This is a genomic window from Desulfurivibrio nitratireducens, from assembly GCF_044068515.1.
GTDB lineage: Bacteria > Desulfobacterota > Desulfobulbia > Desulfobulbales > Desulfurivibrionaceae > Desulfurivibrio.
Genome location: NZ_JBIPKI010000004.1, coordinates 1 through 20035, shown reverse-complemented (window position 1 = coordinate 20035; position 20035 = coordinate 1). Strand labels below are relative to the sequence as shown.

General features: G+C 62.2%; 15 protein-coding genes. 8 read left to right on the top strand and 7 right to left on the bottom strand.

Translation table 11 applies throughout. The annotated features are described in order from the left end of the window. Positions 1 to 29: 29 nt before the first annotated feature. The 7 genes from ACHHTY_RS02715 (at position 30) to ACHHTY_RS02685 (ending at position 9473) form a co-directional block, all read left to right on the top strand. Entirely contained in the window at positions 30 to 620 is a 591-nt protein-coding gene (locus tag ACHHTY_RS02715) for a cytochrome c3 family protein (RefSeq protein ID WP_395492522.1), read from the top strand. Between the two features lie 14 nt (positions 621 to 634). After that, on the top strand, positions 635 to 1780 hold the full coding sequence (locus tag ACHHTY_RS02710; RefSeq protein WP_395492521.1) for a cytochrome c3 family protein: 1146 nt from the start codon (positions 635 to 637) through the stop codon (positions 1778 to 1780). Beyond that, positions 1777 to 2880 carry a multiheme c-type cytochrome gene (locus ACHHTY_RS02705; protein ID WP_395492520.1) on the top strand — a complete coding sequence of 368 codons (1104 nt, stop codon included), beginning with the start codon at positions 1777 to 1779 and terminating at the stop codon, positions 2878 to 2880. The genes ACHHTY_RS02710 and ACHHTY_RS02705 overlap by 4 nt, the downstream gene beginning before the upstream one ends. Then, complete coding sequence (locus ACHHTY_RS02700; RefSeq protein WP_395492519.1) at positions 2870 to 4615, top strand: formate dehydrogenase subunit gamma; 1746 nt, start codon at positions 2870 to 2872, stop codon at positions 4613 to 4615. The genes ACHHTY_RS02705 and ACHHTY_RS02700 overlap by 11 nt, the downstream gene beginning before the upstream one ends. Next, positions 4615 to 5562 (top strand): NHL repeat-containing protein, encoded by a 948-nt coding sequence (locus ACHHTY_RS02695; protein WP_395492518.1) that lies wholly within the window; start codon positions 4615 to 4617, stop codon positions 5560 to 5562. Before ACHHTY_RS02700 ends, ACHHTY_RS02695 begins: the two co-directional genes overlap by 1 nt. A 260-nt stretch (positions 5563 to 5822) precedes the next feature. After that, on the top strand, positions 5823 to 8246 hold the full coding sequence (locus tag ACHHTY_RS02690; protein ID WP_395492517.1) for a cytochrome c3 family protein: 2424 nt from the start codon (positions 5823 to 5825) through the stop codon (positions 8244 to 8246). A gap of 123 nt (positions 8247 to 8369) precedes the next feature. Then, positions 8370 to 9473 (top strand): hypothetical protein, encoded by a 1104-nt coding sequence (locus tag ACHHTY_RS02685; protein WP_395492516.1) that lies wholly within the window; start codon positions 8370 to 8372, stop codon positions 9471 to 9473. Between the two features lie 169 nt (positions 9474 to 9642). Here the strand turns inward: ACHHTY_RS02685 and ACHHTY_RS02680 are convergent, their stop codons facing one another. Both ACHHTY_RS02680 and ACHHTY_RS02675 read right to left on the bottom strand, forming a co-directional pair. Further along, positions 9643 to 10791, bottom strand: a complete 1149-nt coding sequence (locus tag ACHHTY_RS02680) for an iron-containing alcohol dehydrogenase (RefSeq protein ID WP_395492515.1) — start codon at positions 10789 to 10791, stop codon at positions 9643 to 9645. Between the two features lie 57 nt (positions 10792 to 10848). Continuing rightward, positions 10849 to 11682 (bottom strand): mechanosensitive ion channel family protein, encoded by an 834-nt coding sequence (locus ACHHTY_RS02675; RefSeq protein ID WP_395492514.1) that lies wholly within the window; start codon positions 11680 to 11682, stop codon positions 10849 to 10851. 300 nt (positions 11683 to 11982) lie between these two features. Between ACHHTY_RS02675 and ACHHTY_RS02670 the strand changes: the two genes are divergently transcribed. Next, entirely contained in the window at positions 11983 to 13053 is a 1071-nt protein-coding gene (locus ACHHTY_RS02670; RefSeq protein WP_395492513.1) for a DUF481 domain-containing protein, read from the top strand. Positions 13054 to 13219: 166 nt separating this feature from the next. Here the strand turns inward: ACHHTY_RS02670 and ACHHTY_RS02665 are convergent, their stop codons facing one another. The 5 genes from ACHHTY_RS02665 to ACHHTY_RS02645 form a co-directional block, all read right to left on the bottom strand. Beyond that, positions 13220 to 14158 carry a mechanosensitive ion channel family protein gene (locus tag ACHHTY_RS02665; protein ID WP_395492512.1) on the bottom strand — a complete coding sequence of 313 codons (939 nt, stop codon included), beginning with the start codon at positions 14156 to 14158 and terminating at the stop codon, positions 13220 to 13222. A gap of 96 nt (positions 14159 to 14254) precedes the next feature. Continuing rightward, positions 14255 to 16093: a DNA helicase RecQ gene (gene recQ, locus ACHHTY_RS02660; RefSeq protein ID WP_395492511.1), complete on the bottom strand. Its 1839-nt coding sequence runs from the start codon at positions 16091 to 16093 to the stop codon at positions 14255 to 14257. 8 nt (positions 16094 to 16101) lie between these two features. Next, the gene (locus ACHHTY_RS02655; RefSeq protein WP_395492510.1) at positions 16102 to 17334 is read right to left on the bottom strand and encodes an LL-diaminopimelate aminotransferase; all 1233 of its coding nucleotides are present in this window, start codon (positions 17332 to 17334) and stop codon (positions 16102 to 16104) included. A 248-nt stretch (positions 17335 to 17582) separates the two neighbouring features. Next, positions 17583 to 19826, bottom strand: coding sequence for a BamA/OMP85 family outer membrane protein (locus ACHHTY_RS02650; RefSeq protein WP_395492509.1), 2244 nt, complete (start codon positions 19824 to 19826; stop codon positions 17583 to 17585). Then, positions 19783 to 20035, bottom strand: a 253-nt coding sequence (locus ACHHTY_RS02645; protein ID WP_395492508.1) for a hypothetical protein, incomplete at its 5' end; no start/stop codon positions are given. The genes ACHHTY_RS02650 and ACHHTY_RS02645, both read right to left, overlap by 44 nt.

The window sequence follows — 20035 nt, the reverse complement described above, 5'->3', positions numbered from 1 at the left end:
TTTTTACCGAGCAGACAAAAGGTTGGCCCATGAACCGTTCTCCCAAAAATCTGGCCCTGCTGTTTTTCTCCCTGCTGGCCATCGCCGGTTGCGCCGGGCTGATTTCGCGGACCCCGGCCCAGCTGTTCGACCATGACGTTCATGTGGACAGTCTGGTGGAACACGGCTTCGGCTGCATGGATTGCCATTATTTCACCACCCTGGAGGAACGGGAATTTCCCGAAGTCTTCGCCGAGTCAAGGGAATCCCTCTTCGGCCAGCTGGCGATCTGCCACTACTGCCACGTGGACAGTGAAACCAGGGACCGCAAGGCCCCCTACCAATGCCTGGCCTGCCACACCGACATGGATGCCATCCGGCCTCCCACCCATATCCACGACTGGACCAGGCATCACGGCCTGGAAGCCCGTAACGATCGCCAGACCTGCGTGGCTTGCCATAACAACCCGGTTTTTTGCGCCGATTGCCATACCCGCAGGGATACGGTTCTGAAGGTGGTTCATCCCCGGCCCTACCGTTATTTCCACGGCATCGAGGCTCAGGCGGACCCGGCTTCCTGTAATGCCTGCCATACCGCCAATTTTTGCATCGACTGCCACAGCGGCAGGCGAAGATTTTAAGGAGAGTGGGCCGGATGAAACAGCAGCAAGGGATAAGCAAAGGAAGCTGGCCACGGGATGGGGGGGGGGTAGGCCCCGCCGCCTGGTTGGCGGCGGCTGGGGTTCTGGTCCTGGGGCTGGTTTTGCTGCCGGGCCAGGCGCCGGCTTTGACGACCGCCGCCCCGAGCGAGGAGGCCGCCTTGGAGCAGCTCTTTGGCGTTGAATTTTACCTGGAAGATCCTCACTGGCGGGCCGACGCCTGCGCGGCCTGTCACCAAAATACGCCGACCCGGGACGAGCTTTATCTCCGGGGCGATCAGAACACCCTCTGCACGATATGTCACAGCCGGGGCCGGGCCAGCCGGGAGCCCCACCCCGTCGGTACCTTTAACGAGGCCAAGGTGGATATTCCGGCCGGCTTTCCCCTGGATGACCAGGGCGCCCTCAGTTGCCTGACCTGCCACGACCATGTTCCCGCCTGCCGCTTGCGGGACCGCCGGACGAAGATCAACTTTCTGCGCCCGGTTCCTGCCGAAAGCGAACCGCTCGGGCCCCGTTCGGAGCTGCTCAATTTTTGCTATGCCTGCCACCTGGCCGCCGATGTCGAAAGCTACAACCCCCACGAAGGCCAGCTCAGCAACGGCGAGATCGAGCCGCGCCGCTGTCTTTTCTGCCACAGCAAGACCCTGGATCCCCGGGAGGAATTCAAGGATCGGCAATATCACCTGCGCAAGGATATGTCGGTGATCTGCATCGGCTGCCATCTGCTCACCCCCCATGCCGGCGCCGCCGAACACCTGGAGCAGCCCCCGGAAACGGTGGCCGCCGCCCGGCGGGAAGCGGAGCAGCGGCACGGGGTTGTTCTGCCCCTGGACGAACGGGAGCGAATTTCCTGCTCCACCTGCCATAATCCCCACCAGCAAGGGGTTTTCCCCGCCGGAGCCCCGGCCGGTATCCGCTACGACGAGGAGCAACTGCCGCCGGAACTGGTGCAGAGATATGAAAGAATGACCCGATCCGGAGTCAGAACCACCAGGAGAAATTTCCGCCTCGGGGTGCCGGATTATAGCCTGGCAATGAGGCCGCTAAGCGAACTTAAACCGGAAAAAAACATGCGTTTGCCGGCCCGCGACGGAACTTTGTGCGCGGCCTGTCATGGTGCGGGAGGAATCGATAGATGATGGGAAGAAGAAAAACGCTCAAACTGCTGGTCGCCGCTCTGGCGCTGTTGTTGTCCGGCCTGGTTGCCGCCGGGACGGCGGTTGCTTACCAGCATAATCAGCGCGGGGGAGCCGACCCGGAAAATTGCCTGATGTGTCACAAGTTTCCCGGCCTGGCTCGGGTGGATGAAAACCAGGAGTTGCGGCTGCTCTTCATCAACGAGCAGATCCTCCGGCATGGGCCCCACGCCCGGGCCCAGTGCGGCGACTGCCACAGCGACATCGATCGGGTTCCCCACGGCCTGCCGGTGGAGGATGTCAACTGCCTCAAGGAGTGCCATGTGATCGAGCCCTCCACCGGCAATCGCTTCACCCACCAGCGGGTGCAGGATTTCATGAATATGGGGATTCACTCCCGCTACGACGCCGAGGGCAACCTCAAGGAGCATTACGAGGACTTGCCGCTCTGCATCGATTGCCACTGGGACGAGCCGATTTACGAACCGGTCAGTCTCTACAAGGGCACCCGTTACGAGGGGCTGGACGAGCGAGCGCTGGAGCGCTGCGTCTCCTGCCATGAGGGCGCGGGCTTCACCGAGTCATTTTACAGTCATGTCACCAGCCGGCTGGACCGGACCAGGACCGCCCAGCAGGTCCAGGAAATGTGTTCCAACTGCCATGACGATCCCGGCATCATCGAGCGCCACGGTTTGAAAAAAGCGGTTTATTCCTACAAGGAGACCTTTCACGGCAAGTGGACCTCCTACGGCGGAATCCGGCAACCGGATTGCGCCGACTGCCACTCCAGTCCCGGAGAGTCGGTTCACCTGATCCGGGCCCAGCAGGACCGGCAATCCTCGATCCATCCCGACAATCGCCAGGCCACCTGCAGCCAGGTCGGTTGCCACGAGGGGGCCGGCAAGTACGTCGGCGAGATCGGGGTCCATATCGATACCCATCTGCCCGAATATATCGTCGAGCGCTATGTCTTCTACTTCTTTACCGTACTGTTGGCGGGAACGCTGATCAGTTTGTTTGTCTTGATGATTCTGGAGCAGATCAGGGGGATCTTCCCTGACGCGGCGCTGATCAAGGAAAGGGAAAAGTACCATGACAAATAACAGTGAACGACCGAACCTGCCCCAACTGCCCACCTCGCCTTACGAGTTCCGGCGGGCGCAGATTTACGAGCACAACGGCCATAAATTCTTTTTCCGCTTCACCCTGCACCAGCGCCTCCAGCATATCGTGCTGGCCACCTCGGTGCTGGTGCTGATCCTGACCGGCTTCGGGCTCAAGTTTCCCGACTCGGCTTTCTGGCAACAGGTGTTCGCCCTCTTCGGCGGCATCGAAATGGCCCCCCATATCCATCGCTTCTTCGGGGTGGTGCTCTGCAGCCTCTTCGTTTACCACGGGATCTACTTCCTCACCGTGTTCTACAAGAACGATATTAAACCGATGAAGGCCCGGGGGGAGCTCAGCGCCTGGAATCTCCTGGTCGCCTTCTACCGGGTTCCGATGATTCCCCATTACAAGGATGGCACCGACCTGGTCGACTACCTTAAGTACGTCCTCTTTATCAGCGACAAGAAGCCGGCCTACGACAAGTTCATGTGGAAGGAGAAGTTCGACTACTTCGCGGTTTACTGGGGTACCCCGATGCTGGGCCTGACCGGGATCTTCATGTGGAACCTGGAGTTTTTCTCCCACTACCTGCCGGGGATCGTTTTCAACATCTCCTATATCGCCCATACCGACGAGGCCCTGCTGGCCGGCACCTTTCTGATGGTCTGGCATTTCTACAACACCCACTACCACCGCCACAAGTTCCCCATGGGCCGGGTCTTCATCACCGGTTATCTCTCGGAAGAGGACATGATCGAGGAGCATTACGACGAGTACGTGGCGATGATGAAGGCCCAGGGCCTGGAAGAAGAGATCAAGGGCCAGTACGACCATGACATTCATCCACCCCACTGGAAGGACAGCCTCATCGTTCGGGTGCTTTACGGCGGCTTTCTCTCAGCGGTTTCGGTGGTGCTGATCTGGATGGTCCTCGACCTTTCGGTCTTCAGCGCCCACGGCTTCCTGCCCCGGGAGCGGCCGAAGGTGATCGAGCCCTTGCCCAAGACCCAGCTGGACGAAATCCGCCTGGTCGGCCTCAGCGCCCTGGAGGGCTTCAACAACAAGGAAATTTACCGCGGCTATCGCCTGGATTCCATCGAGGCCTTGAGCGGTCATTTTCATAATGTCGGCATCCAGATCTCCTCAAATCTCCAGTCCTCCTGCGTAGAGTGTCATGGCGACCTGGTGCACGAGGATCTCCCCGAGGTCCGCTCCTACCTCAATATGCACAACTTCTACTTGTCCTGCGAAGTCTGCCATGTGCCCCAGGAGCAGGAGGGCGAGCAGCTCTTCACCAGCTTTCAGTGGTTTGAGAAGATCAGCGGAACCCTGGCCGCCGAACCCATGGGCCAGCATGACATGCTCGGCGAGAGGGCCAATTATCGCATCGCCCCCTTTATCCGCCGGGCCGACGGCCGGCTGGAGCGTTTCGATGGGCCGGCTCTGGCCGCCTTGAGCCGGGAATACCGCAACCTGGAACCGACCCTGAGCCGGGGCCAGAAGGTCGACTATATGCAGCGGATTCACGCCGGCCTGACCCCGGCGCCGATTTCCTGCCGGGATTGCCATACCCAGGAAATCTCCTATCTGCCCTTCCGCGAGCTGGGTTATTCCGAGCAGCGGATTGCGGAGCTGGTCGGCACCGCGGTGATCGGCTTGATCGAGAAATATGACGAGGAAGAGGTCTTTTATCTGCCGCAACTCTTTTCACCGCGCCGGGAGAGTCGCTGATGGTGGCCCGGAGACTGAATAATTCAACGCGGCGGCCGTTGGGGCCGGCCCTTGGGCTGCTGCTGGTTCTGGGGCTGCTGTGGCCCGCCGTGGCCCCGGCCTATGAAAAAATCCGGGTGGACTACGAGTTTGCCATCGAGGGGGCAGCCGGGCTCGCCTTTGAGCAACCGACCGATCTGGCCCTGGTCGGCGAGGAACTTTACGTGCTCGACGGCCTTAACCACCGGGTGGCGGTTTTTGACCTGCAGGGCAACTTTCGGCGCCAGTTCGGCAACCGCCAGGAGTTGGGCCGGGCCATCGGCCTCTGCGACGCCCGCTCCCCCCAAGGCGGGGTGTATGTCGCCGATATTCCCAGCGCCCGCCTGCATCATTACGACGGCCGGGGGGCTTTGCGCCAAAGCCTGGCCGTTGCCCCGGTGAGGGAGCGGGAAAAGCCCGATATCACCGATTGCGCCGTTTCCGCCGCCAATGAAATTTTCTTGGTGGACAACAACAACCACCGGGTGCAGGTTTACAGCCGGGAGGGAGAGCGTCAGCGCCACTGGGGCGGGTTCGGCGAGGCCGCCGGCCAGTTCCGGTTTCCCGCCACCATTGCCATCGACCGGGATGGGGTGGTCTTTGTGGTTGATGTGATCAATAACCAGGTCAAAGGCTTCCGGGCTTCCGGCCAACCGGCCCAGTGGCTGGGCGGCTGGGGCATTACCCCGGGGCGCCTCTTTCGCCCCAAGGGGGTGCTGGTGATCGCTGACCGGGTTTTAGTTTCCGACAGCTATACCGGGGTGATCCAGGTTTTCCGGAGCTCCGGCCGCTTCGAGGGCTTGCTGACCGGGGCTGACGGCGAGATCACCCGCTTCCGGACCCCGACCAACATGGCCTTTGCCGGCAATCGGCTCTATGTGGTTGAACAGCTGCTCAACCGAGTAAGCGTCTGGAGGCTGGAGCCATGAGAGATAAACGCGCCACCGAGCCCCGGCTCCGTTCGCCGCAACCAGCCGGCCGCCCGGGCCATGGGAAGCAGCCTTCGGCGCCTGAACCGGGGGGCCGGCGGTCCGCTTATCCGGATGGTGAGTTTATGCTAAGCGCGCAGCAATTACCCCCCCGGCTTGCCGGCCAACCATGTGTCGACCAGGGGCCGGGAGAATCGCGACCCGGCCGGCAACCGATGGAGGCCCGGGTCTTGCGGCTTGGCGGGCTGGTTGGGCTGCTGTTGCTGTGGCTGTTGGTCGTGGACCTGGCCCCGGCCCGGGCCGCGGTGCTGGAAGAATCCTCGCGCCGGGAATGCGCGGTCTGCCATGTAATGTGGATGGACGAGTTCAAAACCGGCGAGGAAACCCTGATCCCCTGGGTGGGTCATGCCGCCCTGATGCGGGGAACCTACGGAGTGGTCAGCGACGAGTTCATGTGCTACAGCTGCCACGATGGCTATATCGCCGATTCCCGCTATGTCTGGACCGGCAAGCGCCACACGGTCTTCGCAGAACCCTCGGATGACGTGACCATCGATGAAAGGCTCTTTCCCTTGAGCGCCCAGAATGAAATTTATTGCGGCACCTGTCACACCGTTCATTCCGCCGAATCCGGCGAGATGGTGGAAGAACTTTCCTACCAACTCTTTTTGCGGATGGGCAACCCCAATTCCGAAATGTGCATGGCCTGCCACCAGGAATATGATGTAGGACCCGGTGAAGGCAAGCATACGGTGGGCAAGGAGGTGGAACCGGGCTTTCCGCCGGGGCTGCGCGAGATGCGCCTGCGGCCCGGCCGGGACACCGACGAGGTGATCTGCAACTCCTGCCATAATGTGCACGGCGCCCGCCAGGACAACCTGCTGCCGGTGGAGGCGGGAATGGCCAACTTCTGCGGCCAGTGCCATGAGGACCAGAATATCCGCCAGCCCGGAGCCGGGGCCTTTCTCGCCCACACCATGGACGTGCCCTTCGCTGAGGCCGAACTTTCGCCGCAACTGCTGGCGGCCGGGGCGCAACTCGAAGATGACCAGCTGACCTGTCTCTCCTGCCACAGCATTCACCAGGGCCAGGATGAGGAAGTTCTGCTGGTGCAGGCCGACACCATGGAGTCCCGGTTTTGTCTTTCCTGCCACGACGGCAAGGAAGCGATCAAGGATACCCCCCACAACCTGCTGATTACCGATCGGGAATTACGGCTGGTCAACCTTAATGAACGCAACGTCCGCCAGGCCGGCCTGTGCGGGATTTGCCACGGGGCGCACGGCTGGCAGCAGGAAATGCGGCGGGGCGAGGATCCGGCCCTGGAAGCCTGCAACACCTGCCACGGCCAGGGTCGCCAGCGCCTGGAAATGGAGCTTAAAGGGCCTTACAGCCACAGTGTCGGGGTGGAGCTGGACGCGGCCAGCCCCCGGGCGGATATGACTCTGCCTCTCTTCAACCATGATTTTACGCCCGGAGAGAAGATCTATTGCAGTACCTGCCATGATTCCCATCAATCCCTGGGCCAGGTATACGGCGCTCCCGGCGGCCGGGATGAACGTGGCCTGATCGCCACCCGCTTTCTGCGAATCGAGCAGTACACCGACCTTTGCGCCCAGTGCCACGATGATCAAATGGTGGTGGAAGGGGCCAACCACGACCCCCGCCTTTTCGAACTGGAATACCGCAATGTCCGCGGCGAGGTTCCGGCCATGACCGGGGCCTGCGGGGCCTGCCACCTGATGCACGAGGGCCCTGACCCGGTGGGATTTGCCGTGGCTCCGCCCGAGCGGGAATATCCCGAGGAAATCAGCCGCAACCCGGAAAATTTTTATTGTCTGGCCTGCCATGAGGTTGACCGGGTCGGCCGGGAAAAGCTGGTCGGGGAAATCAGTCATCCCCTGGGAGCCCGGCCCGCCGCCAGCGAAAGCAGCGCCGAGCTGGCCGAACGGGAAGTAACCTGCCTTTCCTGCCACGACGTTCATCGTTGGGCCCCGGATCAGACCGGCCCCGGCCCGGGCCACCTCAGGGACGGTGACCTGAGCAGCAGCTTCCTCCTGGTGGACAACCGCCGCGGAGAGCTCTGCGCCGATTGCCATCGGACCCCGGCCCTGGTTATCGACAGCGATCACGATCTTTCCCTGCATGCCCGCCGGGCTGAAGAAATGGGGGTCTGCGAGCAGTGCCACGCCACCCACAACGCGCACGGCGACCGGCTCTGGGGGCGCGACCTGGCCGGAGTGCTGCCGGAAGAGAAAGCGGAAAACCGGCTCTGCCTGGATTGCCATCGCCTGGGCGAGCCCGGCGAGGAGTCCCGGGTCACCCTTTATCGCCATCCCGAACAACTGCTGCTCAGCGATCCCGCCCTGCTGGCGCAGCTGGAACTGCTTAATGGCGAAGGCCGGGGCGAAGTGGAGCGCAAATTCGTCTGCGCCACCTGTCATGACCCCCATATCTGGAGCCGGCGCCTGCTGGCCGAGGAGGATGCTTCGCCCCAGGCGGCTTTCCTCCGGCTGGGAGACCCGAGCCAGACCTTCTGCGCCGACTGCCATGGGCTCGAGGTTCGGAGCAAGTATCTCTTCTACCACGAAGAGAAAACGCGCAGCGAGGAAAGCCCCTATTATGCGATGGATCCGGTCGAGGCCCTGCGGGAATTGCTGCGCAAATTCCGGGGTGAAAAGTGATCAGAACACCAGAAAATTTTGACTCCGGCGCCGGTGCCGGGCAAACAACAAAATACCGGGCCGGCACCGTCCGCGGGGCTATTTTTTGCCAGGCTGACCAGAGCCTGCTGATAGAGGTTGGCGATGAACAATAGGTGGCATAATCTGCTGGCTGCGGGGCTGATGCTCCTGCTGGCCAATCTTCTGCTGAGTGCCTGCGGCGGCAGCAGTTCCGCCAGCGACAGCTACCAGCCTTCCGGAGCCATCGAGGCGCCGCGGCTGCTCTTTTCCACCGCCCACGGGGGCGGCCAGGGCTGGGGGCAGGCCAAGTGTTTCACCTGCCATCCCATGAGCAAGGTGGAAAATGCCCATGTCCGAGTCCCGGTTATTCGGGACAGCCTGGTCAGGCTGAGCGCCAAAATCGGCGGGGAAGCGGACCGGGCCTGTCTGGCCTGCCATGACACCAACGGCCTTGATCCCGTGGCCAGCCGGGAGTGCCTGATCTGCCACGGCGACAACGACATCGTGGCCGGGGCCCGGATGTTCAGCGGAGCCCACCAGCACACCATTACCAAGATCGGCGGCAGCGCCCAGCGGGATGCCGACTGCATCATTTGCCACGAACGCTCCAACATGGACGGGGTTTTTGAGCGCGATGTCGATTTGACCAGGTTTTCGGGGAGCAGCAACGCCTGGATCAACGATTTCTGCCTGGCCTGCCATGACGTTTCCGGCGCCGCCGGCATTCTGCCGCCCCCCCTGCGCTTTCCCGAGCCGCCCGAGGAGCCTTTGCAGTTCAGTGACTTGAGCCGGACCTTCCTGGGCGCGGGGACCACCGATGCCGAGCGCCAGGCGACGGCCGATTTCCATGGCTTCGGCCGGGGCACCGACCCGGCAACCAAGCCGATTCTGTTCGGCGGCAATACCTACCGGCCGGGTTATGATCAGCATGATCACTCTCCCCTGGCCTGTACCGATTGCCACCTCGTCCACGCTTCCTCCAACCCTTACCTGATCACCGATTCTGGGGCCAGGGCCAGCATGCTGGACCAGGATGAACCGGCCCGCAATGCCGGGGTGGCGGTGACCGAGCGTAATTTTGAGCAACTCTGCGCGGTCTGCCACACCAATCCCGCGGGGGTGGAAGTCGGCAACGGTCTGCAGGCCCACCTGCATTTCACCGGTTATACCGGCGACTGCGTTTCCTGCCATTTCCATGGGGCCGGCTTTATTTCCAACCTCTTCTGAGCAGCTCAAGGGACCGGAAACCTTAGCCGGGGCCTTCGGCAGGGCTTTGGCTGGAACGAGGATGATGGTCGGCAGAGGGGCGCCGCCGTGGTGAAATAATCAGGCGAAACCAGGGGGTAAGGAACTGAACAAAAGAGCCCGGGGCGCGAACTTGCGTCCCGGGCTCTTTTTATTGGGCCGACAGGTGGAGAATTTCGGCGATGGTTTTGGCCGGGTAAAGCTGATCGATTTCCCAGCGCTGGGCCAGGCCGTAAGCGTTGGCGGCGATCCGGTCGATGTCCCCGTTGGGGATTTGCCCCTCCGCCAGGCTGACCGGGCAACCGAGGCCGCGGAACCACTCTTTGAGGGCGCTGATGCCTGCTTCCCCGGTCTGCCGGTCGAAGATTTTGGCGGCAAAACGTTCGAACTGGGCCGGATTCCGGGGTTGGTACCATTGCATCCAGGCCGGGATGACGATGGCCAGGCCGGCCCCGTGGGCGATGTTGTACAGAGCGCTCAGGGAATGTTCGATCATGTGGTTGGGGAAGGTGTAAGGACCGACTCCGGCCGGAGTCAGGCCGTTCAAGGCCAGGGTGGCGGCCCACATCATGCTGGCCCGGGCCTGGGGGTCGGCGGGCCGGTCCCGGATGATCTCGGCGTTTTCAATGATGGTGGTGATCAGCCCTTCCACCAGCCGGTCCTGCAGCCGGGTGCCGGGCTCCTTGGTGAAGTAGGCTTCGATCAGGTGGGCGATGGCGTCCACCGCCCCGTACGCCGAGTACGCCGGGCTGACGGTGTAGGTCAGTTCCGGATTGAGGATTGAAACCCGGGGATAGGCATGGATGGTGCCGATATTGTATTTCTGCCGGGTTTCCTCGTTGGTGATGACCGCGTTGCCGTTCATTTCGCTGCCGGTGGCGGCCAGGGTCAGAATCGAGAAAACCGGCAGGGCCGCGGTTACTTCCCGGCCGAGGAAAAATTCCCAGACATCGCATTCGGCCGTGGCCCCCACGGCGATGGCCTTGGCCTCGTCGATCACCGAACCCCCGCCCACGGCCAGCACGGCTTCGACCCCGCTCTGGCGGGCCAAGGCGATCCCTTCCCGGGTATGGCTGAGGACCGGATTGGAAACCACCCCGCCGAATTCGACAAAACCGATCCCGCTCTGGTTGAGAGTGGCGATCACCCGGTCGAGCAGGCCGCTTTTGCGCACCGATTCCCGCCCGTAAACCAGCAGGACATTGCCGATTCCGGCCGCGGTCAACTCGGCGCCGATTTCCATTTCCCGGCCCGGGCCAAAAATGATCTTGGTGGGATTATGAAAGACAAAATCGTGCATGCTGCTCCCCGCAGAGAAAATGATTAAGCCAGCAGGTCAAGGGCCGGCATAAGACGATTACTCCGGCTTCTCGGCACTGCCGCCGGCCTGTTCGTTATACAAATGGACATCCCGCTGGGGAAAGGGAATGGTGATGCCGGCCTGATCAAAGGCCTGCTTGACCTTCTCAAGCAATTCGAAGCGGATGGCCCAGTATTCGGAGGTTTTGACCCAGGGGCGGGCGATGATGTTGACGCTGCTGTCCGCCAGCTCGGAAACGGCGATCAGCGGGGCCGGCTCGGGGAGAACCCGGGGTTCGGCGGCGATGATCGCGGCGATGATCTCCTTGGCCTTGGCGGTATCGTCGCCGTAGCTGATGCCGAAGAGCAGGTCCAGCCGGCGGGTGGGGTGGGCGGTGACATTGGTGATCACGTTGCCCATGATGGCGCTGTTGGGCACAATAACCTTCTGGTTGTCCGGGGTGGTCAGCTCGGTGTTGAAAATCGAGATTTCCTTGACCGTGCCGGAAACCCCGCCGGCGGTGACGAAATCTCCGATTTTAAAAGGCCGGAAAAGGATCAGCATTACCCCGGAAGAGAAGTTGCCCAAGGAGTCCTTGAGGGCCAGGCCGACGGCCAGGCCGGCGGCGCCCATGACAACGAGAAAGGAGGCGGTGTTGATCCCCACCTGGTTAAGCGCGGCCAGCGCGACCGCCGCCATCAGGGCATAGTAAATGATGTTGCGTAAAAAACTGACCAGGGTTTGTTCGATCTGGCGCTGCTCCAGGGTATGACCCGTAAAGTTGCTGAGTGACCGGGCGATGGCCCGGCCGATGACCAAAATCGCCAGGGCGATCAGCAGGTTGATCAGCAGGGCGCCCGCCTGTTCAAAATACGGTACGATCTGGTCCATGGCGTAAAATCCTCGCTTGGTTGGTGGGGGTGGGGAAAACGTTTTTTCCCCGGCAGTTCGCCGGATAACAGTCTTCTTTACCATAGGAGGTGGCCGGGAAGGCTGTCAAGGTCATAATCCGGTTCTCCGGCGGCCAGTGCGAACCCTGGGTGGTAAGGAGGTCATTTCATCCCTCCCAGGTGCTTGGGCCGGGTGGAAAAAAGGGGTCATTTTTGTTACCCTTGCTTTCCGCCCGACCAACAACCGGAAAACAATGAGCCGTAGGTGTTTATTAGCTTACGGCCAACAGGGGGAGTTATCATGATTTTTCGAACTTGTGCGGTTTTGCTGTGGTTTTTGCTGCTGGCAGTACCCTTGACGGCCGGGGTGGTGGAGACCCGGGACGGTTCGCGCCTGGTGGGCAAAATCATCCGCATCGATCAGGGTCTGCTCCACCTGGAAACCGGTTATGCCGGGACCCTGGCCATCAGCCAGGACCAGGTGGTCAGCTTCAGCAGCGAGGATGAGCTGGTCCTGCGGCTGGCCGGGGGAGCCACCATGACCGGCCGGGTGGCTGCCGCCGACTCCTCAGCAACACCGTTGGAGCCGGTGCTGGAAGTCCACGGCGAGGATGGAGTTTTGCGGGCCCCGGTAAGCCGGGTGGCGGCGGTCTGGCAAAAGGATCAGGCCGATCCCGAAATCAGCCGCCTCCGGGAGGAGAAAGAAAAAATGCGCCGCCGCTGGCAGTACGAAGCCGGCCTGGACCTGCTGGGCAAGGAAGGCAATGTCCGCGAATTCGGCCTGGGCGCCAACTTCACCGCCACCCTGAAAAGCCCCGATGACGCCCTGAAGCTGATCAGCGAATACGAGCGCCGGGAAAAAAACGACGAAAAGACCGCCGACCGCCTGCTGGGGGCCATTGACTACGAGGCCTTTTTCCACGAGCGTTACGGCTGGTATGTCCGCACCGCCCTGGAGAAGGATGATATCGAACTGGTCGATTTGCGTTCCACCAGCGGGGCCGGTTTTTCCTACCGGCTGCTTAACCGGGAACACCACAGCCTGGTAGCCCGGACCGGTCTCGGCTATCGCTACACCAGTTATATCGGGGAGCATGAAAACGACTCCGATCCCACCCTGGATCTCGGTCTTTTTCATCGCTTCGATTTTGGCCAGCGCTGGAGTTTGCGCAACGAATTAACCTACAGTCCGAGTATTTCCGCCTTCTCGGATTATCTGGTCCACCATGAAAGCGCCCTGGAAATGCCGGTGGGCACCGGGGAGTTCTGGAAACTGCGCCTGGGCGTGCGCAACGATTATGACAGCCAGCCGGCGGCGGATAAAAAACTCGACACCACCTACTACACCCGCATGATCCTCAACTGGCAGTAAAACGCCCGCCAGCACCGAATCTTCGGGCGATCAGCCCCCGCGGCATACCGGGGTATGGCCGCCGGGGCTGCTTGCCCGAATCTCCGGCACTGGCGGGCGTTTTACCGGTGGCCCCGGCCAGATGCTTTTTCCGCCCTCCAATACATGATTCTTGGCTCCCGGGTCTTTAGGCGGCGTTTTGTTTGGGGATTGGGGGCTCCTGGTTGGGTTGCTGGTGCAGCAGTTTCAGGTCCACCGGCTTGCTGGCCTCGCCGAAGTACAGGGTGCGGTGGGGGAAGGGGATCTCGATCCGGTTGGCGTCGAAGGCCTGCTTGACCCGGCGCAGGTATTCCCGGCCGATCATCCACTGGCGGATGGGTTTGGTTTTGATCCGGCCCTTGATCACCACCGCCGAGTCGGCGAACTTGTCCACCCCGAAAATTTCCGGCTCTGCCAGCATCAGGGGGCCCAGTTCGGGGTCGGCCTTCAGCTCTTCACCCACCTTTTTCATCACCTCGATGACCCGGTCGGTGTTTTCCTTGTAAGCCACCCCGATATCGAAGATATAGGCCGACCACTCATTGGTAAGGTTGCTCAGGGTGGTGACGGTGCCGTTGGGGAAGACATGCACCACCCCGCCGAGATCGCGGAGGACCAGGGTGCGGAAATTGATCTTTTCCACCAGGCCGCCGGTACCGTTGACCACCGCCACGTCGCCGATCCGGACCTGGTTTTCCAGGATGAAAAAGAAGCCGGAGATGATGTCCCGGACCAGGTTCTGGGCCCCGAAACCCACCGCCAGGCCGACGATCCCGGCCCCGGCCAGAATGGGGGCGATATCCACCCCCAACTCCCGCAGCACGATCAGCGAACTGGTAACAATTACGGCGATCAGGGCAGCCTGGCGGACCAGGCGGACCAGGGTTTCCACCCGCTTGGCCGCCTCACTGGGCGGTTCCCCTTCCTTTTTGCCCTTTTCCAGCAGCCGTTGTTCCAGCCGGGCCAGCACTCTGCGAATAAAAAGCATCAGGCCCCAGGCCAGCAGCAGAATCAGCATGATCCGCAAACTGGTGAAAATGATATCGTCCCAGCTGACGTTTTGCAGGTACTGTTCGATGAGATCCATCTGGTTCCCTCTTTAATGTTCCGGTTGGGTGTTTATGCGGTCGCTGCCTGCCGGGCGAAGAGATCCCGGTCCGGCAATCGGCAGCCGGCCAGGCGCCTATGGCGAATCGGCTGTCTCGGCGGGCAGGTCGGCGCCGCGGGAATTGATCAGGCCCAGAAATTTTTCCCCGTAGCGCTGCAATTTGTATTGGCCGACTCCGTGAATCTGTTGAAAAGCAGCGGCGTCGGCGGGTTGTTTGGCCGCCATTTCGACCAGGGCGGCATCGCTGAAAACGACAAAGGGCGGCACCCCGTCGCCAGCGGCGATTTCCTTGCGCAGGCGCCGCAGGGCCGCGAAAAGTTCGCGGTCGTAGTCCAGGTCCGCCGGTTCCTGGCCGGATCGCAGCTTGCGGTCCCTTCCTTTGGCGGCCGGCGGTCTGGACCGGGGCCGGCCCATCTCCAGCCGAGATTCTCCCCGCAGCAGGGACCGGCTTGAGGGGTGGAGCTTGAGAACCGAAAAGTTGCCGACATCCTGCTCCACGTAACCCAGGTGAATCAGGTGGCGCAGCAGGGCGGCCCAGTAGTCCCGGTCCCGGTCGGCGCCGATGCCGTAGGTGGAGAGCCGCTCATGGCCCAGCTCCAGCAGGCGTTGGTTGCGGGAGCCCCGCAGGACATCGATGACATGGCCCAGCCCGAAACACTGCCCGACCCGATAGATGCAGGAGAGGGCCTTGCGGGCGTCCTCGGTGACATCGAGCATTTCCGGTGGATCGAGGCAGGTATCGCAGTTGCCGCAAGGCTCGGCCAGGGTATCGCCGAAATAACCGAGCAACACCCGGCGCCGGCAACCGCAGGCCTGGGCGAAACCCACCATGGCGTTGAGCTTGTGGCTTTCGATGCGCCGCCGCTCTTCGTTGTCGCTGTTGTCGATCAGGCTCCGGGCCAGGGCGACGTCGCCGAGTCCGAACAGCAGCAGGGCTTCGGCGGCCAGCCCGTCCCGGCCGGCCCGGCCGGTTTCCTGGTAGTAGCCCTCGATATTCTTGGGCACGTCGTAATGAACCACGTAGCGGATATTGGATTTGTCGATGCCCATGCCGAAGGCCACGGTGGCAACGATGATCTGGAGATCGTCGCGCAGGAAAGCGTCCTGGACCGCGGCCCGTTCCTCGGCCCCGAGCCCGGCGTGGTAGGCGGCGGCCTTGCAGCCGGCCTGGCTGAGTTTGGCGGTGAGCTGTTCGACCCGCTTGCGGCTGAGGCAATAAATGATCCCCGCTTCATCCCGGCGGTCGGCCAGAAAATCGGTAAGCTGGTTAAAGGGCTTTTTTTTCTCCAGCACCGTATAGCGGATGTTGGGCCGGTCAAAGCCGGTGAGATAGCAGCGGGCCTGTTCGAGCCCCAGCCGTTGGAGGATATCCCGCCGGGTGTGGGGCTCGGCGGTGGCGGTCAGGGCGATGACGGGCACGGCGGGGAACTTTTGCCGCAGGCGCCCGAGCTGGATATATTCGGGGCGAAAATCATGGCCCCACTGGGAAACGCAGTGGGCCTCGTCGATGGCGAACAGGGCGATTTCGACTTCACCCAGTCGGGCCAGGAAATCCTCCCCCATCAGGCGCTCCGGGGCGACATAGAGCAGGTCAAGCTCGCCCTCGTGCAGTTGGGCCAGAACCTGGCGGGCTTCCCGGGCTTGCAGGGAGGAGTTGTAGCAGGCCGCCCGGAGGCCGTGGCTCCTGAGGGCGTCGACCTGGTCCTTCATCAGCGAGATCAGGGGGGAAACCACGATTCCCACCCCGGCCCGGTGGAGGGCGGGAATCTGGTAGCAGAGCGATTTGCCGCCGCCGGTGGGCATCAGGACGAAGGCGTCCTCCCCGGCGATCAGGCCGCTGATGATTTCCCGTTGCCAGGGGCGGAAGCTCTGGTAGCCGAAAACCTCCGCCAGGGTTTGTTCAATATTCGCCATGGTTTGGTTCAGGCCAGATTCTTTCTGATGCGGCTCACCGCTTCGCTGACGTTTTCCCGCTGACCGAAGGCCGAGAGGCGGAAATAGCCTTCGCCGCTGGGGCCGAAGCCCGAGCCGGGGGTGCCCACCACATGGCATTCGTTGAGGAGCTGGTCGAAAAAGTCCCAGGAAGAGAGCCCGGCCGGGGTTGTCAACCAGATATAGGGAGCATTGGTGCCGCCGAAGCAGGTTACGCCGGCGTCTTCCAGGCCTTCGCGGATCAGGCGGGCGTTTTCCATGTAGTAGTCGATGATTTCCTGGTTCTGGCGCCAGCCCTCGGGGGAATAAACCGCCGCCGCCGCCCGTTGCACCGGGTAGGAAACGCCGTTGAACTTGGTGGCCTGGCGCCGGTTCCAGAGCTGGTTGAGGGCCACCGGCTCTCCTTGGGCGTTTCTGGCGCGGAGGGCTTCGGGCACCACGGTGAAAGCGCAGCGGACCCCGGTGAAGCCGGCGGTTTTGGAAAAGGAGCGGAATTCGATGGCGCACGTTTCCGCCCCGGGAATTTCATAGATGGAATGGGGAATGGCCGGGTCGGTGATAAAGGCCTCGTAGGCGGCGTCAAAAAGGATGACGGCCTCGTTGGTCCGGGCGTAATCGACCCACTGCTGCAGCTGTTCCTTGCCGGCCACCGCCCCGGTGGGATTGTTGGGAAAACAGAGGTAGATCAAATCGACTTTTTCTTGGGGGATCGGCGGGGTGAAATGGTTTTCCTCGGTGCAGGGGATGTAGACGATTCCCTCATAATAGCCCCGGCTGTCGGCCTCGCCGGTGCGGCCCACCATGACGTTGGTGTCGTTGTAGACCGGATAGACCGGATCTCCGATGGCCACCTTGTTGCCGAGGTCGAAAATATCGAGGATGTTGGCGCAGTCGCACTTGGAGCCGTCGGAAATGAAAATCTCCGAACGCTTGAGATTAACCCCCCGGGGCTTGAAGGCGTTATCAATAATGGCGTCGATCAGCCAATCGTAGCCCTGCTCGGGCCCATAGCCCATAAAGCTCTCGACCCGGGTCAGATCATCCACCCCCCGGTGAAAGGCCTCGATCACCGCCGGGGCCAGGGGGCGGGTGACGTCGCCGATGCCCAGACGAATGACCTTGGCCTGGGGGTTGGCCTCGGTAAAGGCCTTGATCCGGCGGCCGATTTCCGGAAAAAGGTAACCGGCCTTGAGTTTGAGATAATTGTCGTTGATCCGTGCCATCTAAAAAATTCCTCCCTTAGAAGATTGAGCTTCAATTTTATTCTGCTGCAAATGGGAGCCCCTTTGGGGCGACAAAGGTGACCCGGCCCCGGCAATCCGGTCCGGCCCGGGGCAAAAAGACCTTTGCAAATTTGACAAAGTTGTTGAAAACCGGCCCTTACCATAAAGGCCCCGCTTTTTCCTGTCAAGCCGGGGCCGCTTGCCGCCGGCCAGGCTTGCATCAACCCGCGGAGCGGCCGAGCTTCTTCCTAGAAGGCCATGCCAAGGCTGAAATGAACCACGAAATCAGGCTCATGCCGGTCAGGCCGCCGGTCGGGGTTGAAGGCGAAATCAAGGCGGGCCGGGCCCACCGGCAGCAGGTACTGGAAGCCTACCCCCAGAGCCGGGCGGAAATCCTTGAGATAATCGCTCATGGTGGCCCTGATCACCTCGGAGCGGCTTTCCGCCGCCTCCTTGCCCTCTTCGGCCCGGGAAAGGTTGGGGGCCAGGTTGCCGTAATCGGCAAAGAGCGACACGGCCAGGTTCTCACCCAGGCGCCGGCGCAACTCGATGCTCAAAATGTTGAAGGCCATCCCGCCCACCGGCTGATTGTCGAGATCCTTGGGACCAAGCTGCCCTTCGCGGAAACTGCGGACCGACCTTTCTCCCCCGTTGAAAAAGCGTTCGCCGAGAGGAATGGTGATCTGATCCCGGCCCGGCAGGATCAGGCCGGTATCGGCCCGCAGGCCCAGGGTATAAAGCGGCGAAAGGGGGATGAAGCGGCGCAGGCCGCCGGTGAAGCGGTAAAAGGCCAGATCGCTGCCCAGAACGGCGTCGGCTGTTTCCACCGCGCCGTAGGCCCGTTGGCCGCGGCTGGGGAAAAAGATGTCGTCGCGGGTATCCCGGCTGAGCTGGAACTTGATGCTGGCGATATTGTAGGAACTTTCCAGGCTTTCGCTGGCGATGTCGGCCTCGATTTTGCCGATATTGCTGCGGCGGATCTGGTAGCCCAGGGAGGCGGTCATGGCCTGGCGCAGATCCCGGGAGAAAAGCGCCCCCAGGCCCAGCTCGCTGCGGGTGAAGGAGGGCTCTTCGCGGACCCGGTAATAGAGGGGGAAATCGGCGCTGATGCGGCTTTCCAGCAGCCAGGGATCGGTAATCCCGGCCAGCACTTCGGCCCCTTTGAGCGAGCCGCCGGTCTCCAGGCGGAAGACCCGGCCGTGGCCGAAAAGGTTGCGATTGGTAAAACCGGCCCGAAGCCGCAGCATTTCATATGATCCCCAGCCGCCGGCGAGAAACAGTTCCCGCGAGCCGGCTTCATCCACCCGGACCAGCAGCTTGCGTTTTACCGGCTGGTCTTCATCCGGCAGGATCGCCGGCGGCGGTTCGGCTGGATCATCCAGCGGCGCCAAACTGAGATCGATCCGGGTGAACAGGCGGCTGCGGTAGAGTTCGTTGAAAGACTGGCGGCGGGCGCTGTCGCGATAGATATCACCGGGCTTGAAGGCCAGCCGTTGCCGGATGAAGCGGCTGGAAACATGCTGGTTGCCCTGGATTTCGATTTCCGCAATCTCTACCAGAGGACCACTGGCCAATTCGGCCTGGAGGATGATTTCCCCCGGCTTTTCTCCCGGCAGATCGTCAACCTGGACCCGGGCTTCGGGGTAGCCCGTCTGGTGGAACGCCTCCAGCAGCCGGCTCCGCAGCACCAGTTTGCGGCGGGTGAAATAGGGTTGGCCGGTCAGTTCGGCCTCGGCTGCCAGCAGGGCCCGGTCAATGGCCGGAGCGGCGCCGGCGGGCGGTTCGTCCGCGAGCTGGACGGCGACAATCACCTGGCGCAGGCCTTCACTGAGGCTGATCGGGATATCCACCCGTGCTTGGGCTGCCTGTTGGGGCTCCTCGGGAGTGAAACGCCATTCGCCGATCTCGATCCCGATATCACGATAACCTTCGTTGAGATAAAGCTCCCGGATCAGGCCCACCGCCTGGTTGAGTCGGCTCTCGACGAAGGGCAGGGGACCGGTCCCGTTTTCCCCCCGCAGGGCGTTTTCCACCAGGTCGGTCAGCTCCCGGTCGGTAAAAACGGTATTGCCTCTGAATTCGAGCGCTCCCACCAGAACCCGCGGCCCTTCGTGGATCAGGAAATCGACCTGGTGGGCGTCCGCGGTGCTTTCCAGGCGGTACTCCACTTCCGCGAAGTGGTAACCGGCTCGGCGGTAGGCCAATTGCATCAGGTAGGCGGCGTCATCGATGGCCGGTCGGCGGCCCAGGCGGCTGAAGGCGGCCAGATCTTCGGCGGCCGCGGCCCGCAGCCGGGCCTCGCCGAGGGCGGTGTTGCCCTGAAAGCGCAGCACCACCGTCGGGCCGGCCTGTTCCTGCTCGGGTTCGGCGGCCCAGGCCTGGTCGGGCCGGGGTCCGGAGCCCGGGAACAGGCCCAAAACCAGGAGCAGAAAGCCCAGCCGCCATAATTTAGCGGAAGCGGAAAACAATTTTGACTCCCACGTTGAAGTCATCGTAAACATCCTTTTCCCCGGTGATGAAAAGGCGGTCGCCGGCCCGGAAAAGATCGTCGACCAGCCGCAGCTCGGCCTCGATGGTTTCATCGCCGGCCCGGGTGATATCCCTCCCCACTTCGAGATGGAAGCGTTCCAGGATCGACTCGTCGCTGGGCGGCTCATCGCCGTGGAAGAGGCCGGCCAGCAGGCCTCGGCCCAGGTAGAGA